Annotated in this window: 9 protein-coding genes; 6 read left to right on the plus strand and 3 right to left on the minus strand. The window is 71.3% G+C overall.

The genetic code is table 11. The features are described 5' to 3' along the window. Window positions 1–133: 133 nt before the first annotated feature. On the minus strand, window positions 134–628 hold the full coding sequence (locus ACI2L1_RS26180) for an SUKH-3 domain-containing protein (protein ID WP_404741803.1): 495 nt from the start codon (window positions 626–628) through the stop codon (window positions 134–136). Between the two features lie 86 nt (window positions 629–714). After that, window positions 715–1,287 (minus strand): YwqJ-related putative deaminase, encoded by a 573-nt coding sequence (locus ACI2L1_RS26185; protein ID WP_404741804.1) that lies wholly within the window; start codon window positions 1,285–1,287, stop codon window positions 715–717. 326 nt (window positions 1,288–1,613) lie between these two features. On the opposite strand from ACI2L1_RS26185, the gene ACI2L1_RS26190 reads away from it, so the two are divergent. From ACI2L1_RS26190 to ACI2L1_RS26205, 4 genes are all read left to right on the plus strand, one after another. After that, the gene (locus ACI2L1_RS26190; protein WP_404741805.1) at window positions 1,614–2,594 is read left to right on the plus strand and encodes an SMI1/KNR4 family protein; all 981 of its coding nucleotides are present in this window, start codon (window positions 1,614–1,616) and stop codon (window positions 2,592–2,594) included. Between the two features lie 8 nt (window positions 2,595–2,602). Beyond that, on the plus strand, window positions 2,603–5,458 hold the full coding sequence (locus tag ACI2L1_RS26195) for an SUKH-4 family immunity protein (RefSeq protein ID WP_404741806.1): 2,856 nt from the start codon (window positions 2,603–2,605) through the stop codon (window positions 5,456–5,458). A 222-nt stretch (window positions 5,459–5,680) separates the two neighbouring features. Continuing rightward, window positions 5,681–6,571 carry a cellulose-binding protein gene (locus tag ACI2L1_RS26200; protein ID WP_404741807.1) on the plus strand — a complete coding sequence of 297 codons (891 nt, stop codon included), beginning with the start codon at window positions 5,681–5,683 and terminating at the stop codon, window positions 6,569–6,571. A 129-nt stretch (window positions 6,572–6,700) separates the two neighbouring features. Further along, window positions 6,701–7,132, plus strand: a complete 432-nt coding sequence (locus tag ACI2L1_RS26205; protein WP_404741808.1) for a DUF3592 domain-containing protein — start codon at window positions 6,701–6,703, stop codon at window positions 7,130–7,132. 24 nt (window positions 7,133–7,156) lie between these two features. Here ACI2L1_RS26205 and ACI2L1_RS26210 read toward each other — a convergent pair whose 3' ends face one another. After that, on the minus strand, window positions 7,157–8,677 hold the full coding sequence (locus tag ACI2L1_RS26210; RefSeq protein WP_404741809.1) for an MFS transporter: 1,521 nt from the start codon (window positions 8,675–8,677) through the stop codon (window positions 7,157–7,159). Window positions 8,678–9,070: 393 nt separating this feature from the next. Here ACI2L1_RS26210 and ACI2L1_RS26215 point away from each other — a divergent pair, with 393 nt between their 5' ends. Continuing rightward, the gene (locus ACI2L1_RS26215; protein ID WP_404741810.1) at window positions 9,071–9,859 is read left to right on the plus strand and encodes an ABC transporter ATP-binding protein; all 789 of its coding nucleotides are present in this window, start codon (window positions 9,071–9,073) and stop codon (window positions 9,857–9,859) included. Then, window positions 9,856–12,435, plus strand: coding sequence for an ABC transporter permease (locus ACI2L1_RS26220; protein WP_404741811.1), 2,580 nt, complete (start codon window positions 9,856–9,858; stop codon window positions 12,433–12,435). The genes ACI2L1_RS26215 and ACI2L1_RS26220 overlap by 4 nt, the downstream gene beginning before the upstream one ends. Window positions 12,436–12,579: the final 144 nt, after the last annotated feature.

The raw sequence follows: 12,579 nt of genomic DNA on the forward strand, positions 1-12,579 counted from the left end.
ACCAGAAAGAACAACCTCCACCGACTCATCAGCCCCAAACCGAGAGGCGCGACAATACGACTCAAAGTGCCATACCTCAGATGAAAACGACCTCTTAGGGGGTGTCTGACAATTCCCTAGGGCGTTTGCGGGCTCAGCTTGTGGTGAGGCGGGCCGGTTCGATGCCGGAGACGAGGCCGGCGAGGGCCTGGTCGATGTCGGGGCCGAGGTACCAGTCGCCGGTGTGGTCGAGGACGTAGACGCGGCCTTGGGTGTCGATGGCGAGGAGTGCGTGGGTGTCGGTCTCGGCGCCGAGGGGGCAGACCTCGGAGTCGAGGGCGCGGCCGAGGTCGGCGAGGGTGCGGGCCATGTGGAGGCCGTACAGGGGGTCGAGGTGCAGGTGGGCGGGGGCGACCTGGCGGCCGGGCCCGGTGGGGGTGACGTGCAGGCCGCCGAATTCGGCCCAGGCCTCGACGGCGGCGGGGAACACGGCGTGCCGGTGTCCGGCGGGTGAGGTGTGTTCGCGCAGGGCGTCGGCCCAGATCTCGGCCTGTTTTATGTCCCAGCGTCCGGGTTGCCAGCCGGCGGAGCGCAGGGTGGCGTCGACGGGGGCGGGGAAACGGGTGGTGCCGGTGCGGTCGGGGTGCATCTGCCCTTCGCGTTCGTCGAGGTCATGGGTGGGCGCCGTGGTGCGTGGGGGCGCCGTCGTGCGGGTCGTTCAGGTGGTGGGGGGTGTCAGCCGCCGTCCTGTGCCGGGTCGACGATGCGTACGCCGAAGTGGGCGCTGAGGGCGGTGCAGGCGCGGCAGGGGGCGGCGAAGCTGCCGTGCAGGGGGTCGCCGTCCTCGCGGATGCGGCGGGCGGTGAGTTTGGCCTGTTTGAGGGCGCGGCGGGCCTCGCCGTTGGTCATCGGTTTGCGGGCGGCGCGCTTGCTGCGGGCGGCGTCGGCTGCGGCGATGTGCCGGGATATGAGCATGGTCTCGGCGCAGCGGCCGGTGAAGCGGTCGCGTCGGTCGCTGCCGAGGGTGTCGAGGAAGTCCTGGACGAGTGGGTGCAGTGGCGGGGCCTGGTCGCCGCGGGCCGCCGTGGAGGTGAGGGTGGCGCCGCGGACCGAGAGGGCGGCTGCGACGGTGGGCAGTATGCCGTCGCGGCGGTGGCGGAGGGCGGGCGCGTGGGGTCTCTCGGCGCTGCTCCAGCCGATGCGGGGATCGCCGCCGGCACCGGTGTGCGGGTGGCCGTGTGTGCCGGTCGTGGTGCCGGTGTGCGGTCCTTGGCGAGGTCCCGTCTGCGTCGTGTTCATGATCGTCATCCCCTCCCGAGCATCCCCCGGATGTCACAGACTGCCAAATGGCGTGGCTGGTGCGGAAGCTGGGGCGGCGCGACACGCCCGGGTTTGGGCGGGCTGTCACGGCGGGGTGACGGCTGGTCACGGAAGCGGAGGGGGGCTGACCGGCGCCCGGTGACCGGTGTCGTCGTACCGCATAGGCTGTCGGCACCGCGATCCAAGTGGTCGCCGCGATGCGCGCGGTTGACGCGTGGAGACGGACGAGACAGTCGATACGGTGCGTGGCGGCCTTTGCTTGGCCCATGAGGGTTGCCGCGCGTCGTACCAGAGCGCCGCAGGGGGCTTTCGCCATGACGACAGGTCGGCTCGGGCAGGCCGCGCCGCCGAACGCGGCCTATGCCGGGCAGGTCGTGCATTTCCCGGATCCGGTCCGGGCCGCGCGTCATCCCAGAGGGGTGCGGGTGGATGAGCGTGGCTACCCCGACTTCTCGCCCTATGCGCGTGCGGCTGCCGAGATCGCCGATCCGCCGGAGGGTTTCGGGGTCGACGAGCTGCGGCTGACGGATTACGTGTCGGCGAACGCGGCGCTGTCGGCGACCGGTCACGAGTTGTGGGACACGGTGCCTGCGGTGGCGACGCCGCATGGCTGGACTTGGCATCACGTGGTGGGTTCGCGGCGGCTTGAGCTGGTCCCGGTCGAGGTGAAGGCGCTGTTGCGGCACCATGGCGGGATCGCGACGACACGTGTCGACCAGAGCAAGCGGGGGACGCGGCCGTTGCAGGAGACGCGTCCGGCGCACTTCGGGCTGCCGAAGTCCGCTGTCGCGGTAACGGAGTCGCAGGTGCTGGGGGTCGAGGAGGACCTGGGGTACCGGCTGCCGGGCGCGTACCGGTCGTTCCTGAAGGCGGCGGGCGGGTCGGCGCCGGTGGGGGCGGCGTTGGACGCGGAGTTGGGGCTGCTGGTGGACCAGCCGTTCTTCACCGTGCGGGACGAGGCGGCGGTCAACGATCTGGTGTACGTCAACAAGTGTCTGCGGGACCATTTGACGAAGGACTATCTCGGTGTCGGTTTCGTCCAGGGCGGTCTGCTGGCCGTGAAGGTGAAGGGCGAGGGGATCGGTTCGGTGTGGTTCTGCGCCTACGACGACGCGCGCGACGTCGATCCGTCGTTGCCGCCCGCCGAGCGGGTGGAGCGTCTGCTGCTGCCCTGTGGCGCTGACTTCGACGTGTTTCTGTCCCGACTGGCCGGTAATCCGCCGGAGTTGGAGACGGTGGCGAACCTGATGGTGGACGGCGGGTTCGCGCGGTCCGTTCCGGTGGCTGGGGAGTGAGCTGACCGATGGTGACGTTCGCGCAGGCGCAGGAGCGCGCGGAGGAGTGGATCAACGGGGACGTTCCGTCGTATCAGCATCGTGAAGTGCGGGTGCGGGAGTTCGGCCTCGGGTTCGTGGTGTGGGCGGAGGACCGTGCGGAGGGGCCGCGGTCGGACGGGGGCGCCCAGCGGTTGGTCATCGCCCGGGACAGCGGGGAGGCCACGCTGTGGCCCTCGCTGCCGGTGGGGGAGGTGATCCGCCGGTACGAGGAGGAGTACGGGCGTGAGGGCGGGGTCGCTGAGGTGGGGGCGGGTGCGGCGGCCTCCCGGGTCGACCTGAACCAGACGTCGTTTCTTCTGACGCCGCCGGAGTGGTTGCAGGACGCGGCGGACAAGTTGGGGATCGGGGATGGGCGGGGCGGGGATGGTTCCGGTTCCGGGTCCGGGGCTGGTGCCGATGGGGGTCCGGCTGTGGGGGACGGTGGGTCGGGTGCCGCGTCGGGGGTGGCTGCGGAGGCGAGGCCGTGGACGGGGACCGACACCAACGGGGGTGAGGATCTCTCCGTGGCGTTGCCTGAGACGGTGTTCTCGCCGCCGTTGAGCGAGGGGGAGGCGGCTTCGTCGCCCTCGTCACCCTCGTCGCCCTCGTCACCCTCGTCGCCCTCGTCTCCTTCGTCTCCTTCGTCGGCTTCGGGGGTCTCGGGCTCCGGGGCTGCGCGAGTTTCCGGGGCGGTGGACGGTGCACAGGGGGCGGCGGCTGAGTCGACGCCGCCTTCGCCTGCGCCGGGTGCGTCTTCGTACGGGTATCCGCAGGCCGCGGGTGGGCCGGGTGCGGTTGCGCAGGGTCCGGGTGGGTCCTCGTACGGGTATCCGCAGGGTCCGGGTGCGTCGGGTCCGGGTGGTTCGGATGCGGGGGTGGCTCCTCCGCCTGGGCCGGGTGCGTCTTCGTACGGGTATCCGCAGGGGCCCGGCGGTGGTCCTGGGTTGGCTCAGTCGCCGGGCGGGCCCGGGGCTCCGGGGCCTGCGCCGAGTGCCGGGGACATCGCCGATGTCGCCACCAGCAAGCTGGCGCCCCCGTCCAGGGGTGCGCAGGGTGGGGGGTCGACCCCGCCGCCTCCGCCGCCCCCGCCGGGGGCGCCCGGTGTGCAGCCGGGGAGTCCGACTCCGCCGCCCGCTCCCGGAACGCCGGGTGCGCCCGGTGCTCCGGGGGGCGGGTATGTGCCCACCCAGTTCGTGTCGGCACCGGGTGTGGAGGGGCCGTCGGGGTCGGGGGCGCCGCAGCCTTCGGGTACGCCGTCGGCTTACGGGGGCGCTCCTGCTCCGCCTCCGCCCGGTGTGCCGGGGGCGCCTGGTGCTTCGGGATTCCCGAACACCCCGGGCACATCGGCCGCGCCTGGCGTATCCCAGCCGCCTGGTGCCCCTGGTGCCCCTGGTGCCCCTGGTGCCCCTGCTGACCCTCAGGCTCCGAACGCACCGTCGGCTTCCGGTGGCGCGCCGCAGCCTCCTGGCGCCCCCGGGGCTCCGGGTGCCGCGCGGGGAGCTGCGTATCAGGCGGAGACCGTGTTGTCCCCGCCCCCGGGGGGCGGCCCCGGTGTACCCCCGCCGCCGCAGGCCCCCGGCGTGCCCGGCGCTCCCCACACCCCTGGTGCACCTGGAGTTCCAGGCGCCCCCGGGGCGGCACCGGGTACTCCCCAGCCGATGCCGCCCGGCACGATGCAGCCCGGCACGATGCCGCCCCCGCCACCGGGCGCCGTCCCGTCCCCGGGCCCTGTGCCTCCGCCCGGGCACGCCATGCCCCCGCAGCCTGCCCCGGGCCAGCCCATGCCAGGGCAGCCGGCGCCAGGACAGTCTGCGCACGGACAGCCCGCGCCCGGACAACCGTCGGCCTACGGCTACCCGCACCAGTCGCAGCCCACCGTCGGCCCCGGCTACCAGGCCGTCCTCCGCTACCGTGCGCAGGACGGGTCGGAGCAGCAGCTGATCCGGCGTTCCGCGCCGGGCACCCCGCACCCGGAGTGGCAGATCTTCCACGAGCTGCGGGGCATGAACGTGCCGCCGGACCAGGTGCTGGAGCTGCACACCGAGTTGGAGTCGTGCGAGCTGCCGGGCGCGTACTGCGCGCGGATGATCCGGGAGCAGTGGCCGCAGGCGCGGATCGCGAGTATCGCGCCGTACGGCACGGATCACGCGAGCCGGCAGCAGGGCATGCAGCAACTGCTGGCACACCAGGGCGAGTTGCATCAGGTGGCCGACGGACCGGCCCGCCCGGCACCGGTACGCGCGCCCCTGCCGCCGGTGCAGGCCGCGCCGCCGATCCCGCCGGAGGGCGTGGCGCAGGAGCTGGCCGGTGCGTTCGGGCCGGGGATCTTCCGGTTCGAGCAGGCCGCGGTGTCCCGGCAGGGCGTACCGCCGGTCGTGGCGCACTCGCTGGTGGTGGCGGGGCTGCCGTTGGACATGGGTCCGTTCTTCTGGGCGCAGGCCCAGCCGGGGCGGCCGGTGCCGACGCTGGCGGAGCTGGCGGCCGAGCGCGGGGTGCAGCCGGCCTCGGACGCGGGCTCGTACCTCGTCATGGGCAGCGACTTCGGCAAGGCGGTCTGTGTGCAGTACGGGACGGCGAACATCGTCGCCGTACCCGTGGAAGCGGGTCCGGGCGGTGCGCCTGTTCCGCCGCAGTTCGTGAATTCGGGGTTGCCCGAGTTCCAGCGCTGTCTGGCGCTGCTTGGCCGGATGTGGCGGCTCCGCTTCGGCCTGAACCAGGAGCAGGCGGGCCGTTGGACCGTCGACTTCCAGGCGCAGCTGGCCTCGCTCGATCCGGCGGCGCTGGGTTCGCCGGAGAGCTGGTGGTCGGTGCTTCTGGAGCAGATGTGGGACGGGCTGCTGTGATGCCCCGCCGCCGCTGATCCAGGCACGCGCGCGTGTGTGGGAGGGCCGGGCCGGTCGTGTGACCGGACCCGGCCCTTTCGCGTGCGTGCGATGGCGACCGTGGTGACCGTGACCTGTACGCGGAGTGTCGCGTTATGAACATTTCCGTCCGATACATCAAGATGTGCGCGAAATCATCATTTCGCGTCCGTTCGTGTTGTTTTGGCGGAGAGGGGTTCCAGGATGAGCAGCGCACCGGTGTCGCCCCGGGGGTTCGTGGCCGTACGAGGGCGCGGCTACCGCCCCGAACAGGTCGACGCGTACGCCGCCGCCCTGTCCCGGGACCGTGACGCTGCCTGGGAACGGGCCGCCCGGCTCACCGTGCTCGCCAAGGAGATGGGGGCGGAGGCGGTACGGCTGCGGGAGGTGGTGGCAGCGCTGGCTCCGCAGTCGTACGAGACGCTCGGCGAGCGTGCGCGGCGGCTCTTCGAGTTGGGCCAGGAGGAGGCCGCGGCCGTCCGTGAGGGTGCCCGGCAGGAGGCGCGGCGCCTTGTGGACGAGGCGCGGGCGCACGCGGACGGCGTACGGGACGCCGCTCAGGCGTATGCGGACGCCGTGCGCGCGGACGCCGACGACCGCGCCCGCCACCGGCTGCTCGCGGCACGCGCCGAGGCCGATGAGATCCGTATCGCCGCCCGACGTGAGGTGAAGGAGGGGCGCGGGGAGGCGCTCGCCGCGTTGCGCGAGGTTCGGCAGCGCACCATCGGGATGCTCGCCGAGCAGACCAAGGAGCATGCCGAGCGGTGGGCCGAGGTGGAGTGCGCGGAGGAGAAGCGCGCCGCCGAGGTGGAGGCGTCGGGCGCCGAGCGGGTGGCCCGGGCGGAGGCGGCACTGTCGGAGGCGAAGCGGGGGTTCGCGGAGGCGGAGGCCTCGGTGGTGCGGTGCGAGGAGGAGGCACACGCGCGTGCCACGGAGATCCTCGCGGAGGCGCGGGCACGGGAGGAGCGCATCGCCCGGGAGACGGAGCTGGTGCTGCGGGAGCACGGGGAGCGCTGGGACGACGTACAGGCACAGATGGACCACGTACGCAGCAGTCTGACGGCGCTTACGGGGCGGGCGGCGCCGTTGGAGTGACGAGGTTCTGTTGGTGTGGCGGGCCGGGAGAGGGCCGAGTTTCACTTGCTGCGATCTGGCGCCGGCCGACCGCACCCCCGTTGGCAAATCCGCCGACTTTGTTCTCAACGTCCCCATACACTCCGGCACATGGGGTTCGAACAGCTTGTCGAGCCGGTCGTCGGTGTGGGCGTGAGTCTTCTGTTGGGGATGTTCGGGGTGGGGGAGGCCGTCGACGCCTGCCGCAAGTTCCGGCTCCGGAGCCGCGGGCGGTGGATCGAGGCGAAGGTGCTCGGGGTGCGGGAGGACGATGACGGCGAGGGCGGGGCGCGCTTCTATCCCATCGTGTCCTTCACCCCGCCCGGCGGGCGCGAGGTCGTCGCCGAGTCGCCCCACTACAAGACGTATCCGCCGGGCCTGGGGTCCTTCCCGGACGACAAGGTCGACGTGCTCTACGACCCCCTCGGTCCCGAACGGATCGAGGTCCGTGGCTTCCGCGGTGACGGTGCCTACAAGACGGCGATCTCCGCACTTCTGCTGTTCGGCGGCGTCGCGTTCGTGCTCAGCCAGATGGTGTTCTGACCCGTTTTCCCGACGAGCCCGAGCTCACTGCTCCTTGAGCACCGGGAAGCGGCGCGGGGCCAGCACCAGCAGCACCACGAAGGCGACCGCCGCCGCGCACCCCGCGCCCACGTACACCGCGTGCACCGCGTCCGCGATGGCCGCGCGGGTCGCCTCCGGGGCCGTACCGGCGTCCAACGCGCGCGTGACGGAGTCCAGGTCGCTCGCACCGCCCAGACGCGCGGCCAGCACGCTGTTGGCGACCGCGCCGAAGACCGCCGCGCCCACCGTCTGGCCGGTCTGGCGGCAGAAGAGGACGGACGCGGTCGTCGTGCCGCGTTCCGTCCAGCCGACCGTCGACTGGACCCCGACGATCAGGGGCAGTTGGAACAGGCCCAGCGCGGCGCCCAGGAGCAGCATCAGCAGGGTCGGCTGCCAGGCCGAGCCAGGGTAGGGGAGGAGCGGGAAGGCGAACAGGATCAGCGCGGCCGTGGCGATGCCCGTCATCGCCGTGTTGCGGAAGCCGATGCGCCGGTACACGTGCTGGCTGAGGGCCGCGGAGATCGGCCAGCTCAACGTCCATACGGACAGCACGAATCCGGCGGCGACCGGGGTGAGACCGAGCACGGACTGGGCGTACGTCGGCAGGAAGACCGTAGGGGCGACCATGAGGAGGCCCAGGGCGCCGAGCGCCAGGTTCACCGCGGCGATCGTCCTGCGGTGCCACACCCACCCGGGGATGATCGGCTCGGCCGCCCTGCGTTCCACCAGGACCACGACGGCCACCAGGGCGATTCCCGTGGCGAACAAGGTCAGTGACGGCCATGACAGCCATGCCCAGGCCACCCCGCCCTGCACGAGCGCCGTCAGCAGTACGCCCCCGCAGGCGAACACCGCTAGCGCGCCCGCCCAGTCGACACGCGCGCGCGTGGAGAGCGTTTCCCGGGCCGGCTCGTGCAGGTACCGGGCGATCAGCCACAGTGCGGCCGCGCCGATCGGCAGATTGACCAGGAAGATCCACCGCCAGTCCGCGTACGCCGCGAGCACGCCGCCGATCCCCGGGCCCGCGACCGCCGCCACCGCCCACACCGTGGACAGCTTGGCCTGGATCTTCGGACGGTCCTTGAGCGGGTACAGGTCGGCGGCGAGCGTCTGGACCGTGCCCTGCAGGGCGCCGCCGCCCAGCCCCTGCACGATCCGGAACGCGATCAGCGCCGCCATGTTCCACGCCACCGCGCACAGCAGGGAGCCGAGCAGGAACAGCACCGAGCCCGCGATCAGCACCGGCTTGCGCCCGAAGGTGTCGGACAACTTGCCGTACAGCGGCAGTGTCACCGTCACGGCCAGCAGATAGCCGGAGAAGAGCCAGGAGAAGACCGAGAAGCCGCCCAGGTCGCCGACGATCTGCGGGACCGCCGTGGAGACGATGGTGGCGTCCAGGGCCGCCAGTGCCATCGCGAGCATCAGGGCCGCCACGACGGCCCCGCGCCGGTTCGTGGAGATGTGCTGCGCGGACTCCCGTATCGCCGGCCTGGTGTCGTCCACGCGGATTCCTTCCCCCTGCATCTAACTGCCGGCGACCACTCTCCCACTTGACCCTCACGCGACGGCAGGGTGCAGCCTGACTGCGCCGGAGGGTGGAGCCGAACCCCTAGATCGCATCCACCCCTCGGTGGACTGCCCCTAGGGGTACCTCCGTACTACGGCTCGGGGAGGGTTCGTACCGCCGGAGGACGAGAAGGGCCACGGTCCGTCCTTAACCTGGCTTTACGCCGCTGGGGAGCGGTGGGGGAGGGGCGGCCGGATCGACGGGGGTGGGGTTTTCCCCCGGAGAAGAGGGTGCTGAGCACCAGCGCGCCGGAAGGTCCCACGGCACCAGACTGAACGCCGTACCCAAGCAACGCACCGATCGCCCTGCTGATCGGCTGTTCATCCGCTGACCGACATAGGAGACATACCGTGACATCGGCTGTGACCATCACCAGGCACGGGGGCACTGGCGGGCGTACGGCCGTTGCCGCGCGGGCGCGACAGGTCGTCAAGGCGTACGGGTCCGGCGAGACCCGCGTCGTCGCCCTCGACCATGTGGACGTGGACATCGCTCGCGGACAGTTCACCGCGATCATGGGCCCCTCGGGGTCCGGCAAGTCCACCCTCATGCACTGCCTCGCCGGACTCGACACCGTGACGAGCGGTCAGATCCACCTGGACGAGACCGAGATCACCGGCCTGAAGGACAAGAAGCTCACGCAGCTGCGCCGGGACCGGGTCGGGTTCATCTTCCAGGCGTTCAACCTGCTGCCCACACTGAACGCGCTCGAGAACATCACGCTGCCCATGGACATCGCGGGCCGTAAGCCCGACAAGGGGTGGCTCGCCAAGGTCGTCGACACCGTCGGACTCTCCGACCGGCTCAAGCACCGGCCCACCCAGCTCTCCGGCGGCCAGCAGCAGCGCGTCGCCGTGGCCCGTGCCCTGGCCGCCCGGCCCGAGATCATCTTCGGTGACGAGCCGACCGGAAACCTCGACTCGCGCGCGGGCGCCGAGGTACTGGGCTTCCTGCGCCGCTCCGTCGACGAGCTCGGGCAGACCATCGTGATCGTCACGCACGACCCGGTGGCGGCCTCGTACGCGGACCGGGTGCTGTACCTCGCCGACGGCCGGATCGTCGACGAGATGTACAAGCCGACCGCCGAGGCCGTCCTGGACCGCATGAAGGACTTCGACGCCCGGGGGCGCACGTCATGACCGTCATGAAGACCTCGATGCGCAACTTCTTCGCGCACAAGGGACGCATGGCCCTGTCGGCCGTGGCGGTCCTGCTGTCGGTCGCCTTCGTCTGCGGGACGCTGGTGTTCACCGACACGATGAACACCACCTTCGACAAGCTCTTCGCGGCCACGTCCTCGGACGTGACGGTGAGCGCCAAGGGCGCCTCCGACAGCGGCGAGACCACCTCCGACAACGGCAAGCCGCCGGTCATGCCGGCCTCGGTGCTGACGAAGGTGCGCGAGGCGCAGGGCGTGAAGTCGGCGGAGGGGACCGTCTTCTCGACCTCGGTGACCGTCGTGGACGCCGACAAGGACAGCCTCTCGCCGTCCGGCGGCGGCCCGACCATCGTCGGCAACTGGAACGGCAACGACGCCCGCACCATGAAGATCACCTCCGGTACGGCGCCGAAGAACTCCGGCCAGGTCATGGTCGACAAGGACACCGTCGACAAGCACCACCTGAAGCTCGGTGACGAGATCGGTGTGATCAGCGCGGTCGGCACCCACAAGGCGAAGATCTCCGGCGTCGCCGAGTTCCAGGTCACCAACCCCGGTGCGGCGCTCTTCTACCTGGACACGAAGACCGCCCAGCAGACGCTGGTCGGCGAGACGGGCGTGTTCACCAACGTCAACGTCACGGCCGCCTCCGGTGTCACCGACGCCCAGCTGAAGACGAACGTCGCGGCCGAGGTCGGCACCGCCTACAAGGTGCAGACGGCCAAGGAGACCGCCGACGCCAACCAGAAGGACGTCGAGGGCTTCATGAACGTCATGAAGTACGCGATGCTCGGCTTCGCCGGGATCGCCTTCCTCGTCGGCATCTTCCTGATCATCAACACCTTCTCGATGCTGGTCGCGCAGCGCACCCGGGAGATCGGCCTGATGCGGGCCATCGGGTCCTCGCGCAAGCAGGTCAACCGGTCCGTGCTGGCCGAGGCGCTGCTCCTGGGCGTGGTCGGGTCGGTGCTCGGGGTCGGCGCGGGCGTCGGGCTCGCGATCGGGCTGATGAAACTCATGGGCTCCATGGGCATGAACCTGTCGACCAGCGATCTGACGGTCGCCTGGACGACTCCGCTCGTCGGTCTGCTGCTCGGTGTCGTCGTCACCGTCCTCGCCGCCTGGCTGCCGGCCCGCCGCGCGGGCAAGGTCTCGCCGATGGCCGCCCTGCGTGACGCGGGCGCCCCGGCCGACGCCAGGGCGGGCCGGATACGGGGCCTGCTGGGCACGCTCCTGACCGCCGGCGGCGGTTACGCGCTCTACCTGGCGGCCTCGGCCGACAAGGCCAAGGACGGCTCCCTGTGGCTCGGCCTCGGCGTGGTGCTCTCCCTGATCGGCTTCGTCGTGATCGGCCCGCTCCTCGCCGGTGGCGTGGTGCGCGTCCTGGGCGCGGTCGTCCTCAGGGTGTTCGGCCCGGTCGGCCGCATGGCCGAACGCAACGCCCTGCGCAACCCGCGCCGTACGGGAGCCACGGGCGCCGCCCTGATGATCGGCCTCGCGCTGGTGGCCTGTCTGTCGGTCGTCGGTTCGTCCATGGTCGCCTCGGCCACGGAGGAGCTCGACAAGACCGTCGGTACGGACTTCATCATCCAGTCCGACAGCGGGCAGCTGGTCACGCCGGCCGCGGTGAAGGCCGTCAAGGACACGCCCGGCCTCGAACACGTCACCGAGTACCGGATCACGGAGGCCGACTACACAACCCCCGACGGCAAGACGCTCAAGGACACCGACATCACGGCGGCCGACCCGTCCTACGCGACCGACCTGCGGACCAAGACCGTCGCGGGCAAGCTCGCCGACGCCTACAAGCCCGACTCGATGTCCGTGCACGAGAAGTTCGCCAAGGCGCACGGCATCCACCTGGGCTCGAAGATCAAGGTCGCCTTCAAGGACGGCGCGACCGCCGAACTGACGGTCCGGGCGATCACCAGCAGCGACGTCGTCATCGACGCCGGGTCGAAGTACATCTCGATCGCCACGCTCGCCAAGTACGTGCCGGCCGACAAGATGCCGCTCGACCAGTTGGTCTTCGCCAACGCCAAGAGCGGTCAGCAGGACGCCGCGTACACGTCGCTGAAGTCGGCGCTGCACGACTATCCGCAGTACACCGTGCGCGACCAGACCGACTACAAGGAAGCCTTCAAGGACCAGATCGGGCAGCTCCTGAACATGATCTACGGCCTTCTGGCCCTCGCGATCATTGTCGCGATCCTGGGTGTCGTGAACACCCTGGCGCTCTCGGTGGTCGAGCGGACCCGGGAGATCGGCCTCATGCGGGCCATCGGCCTCTCACGGCGCCAGCTGCGACGGATGATCCGCATGGAGTCGGTGGTCATCGCGCTCTTCGGCGCACTGCTCGGCCTCGGCCTCGGCATGGGCTGGGGCGCGACCGCCCAGAAGCTCCTCGCCCTGGAGGGCCTGAAGGTCCTGGAGATCCCCTGGCCGACGATCACCGCGGTCTTCGTCGGATCGGCCTTCGTGGGCCTGTTCGCCGCCCTGATCCCGGCGTTCCGGGCGGGCCGGATGAACGTCCTGAAGGCGATCGCGACGGAGTAGCCATCCCGGGGACGGGGGAACGCGGGGGAACGCCCGGCGCCGAGAAGTCACGGGGGGCTTCTCGGCGCCGGGTTCGTGCATGCAGCCCGTCCGGCGTTTGAGGACGAGGCCCTTCGGGCCGATGGGGGTCCAGGGGGCGGAGCC

The organism is Streptomyces sp. NPDC019531, assembly GCF_044903305.1.
Classification (GTDB): domain Bacteria; phylum Actinomycetota; class Actinomycetes; order Streptomycetales; family Streptomycetaceae; genus Streptomyces.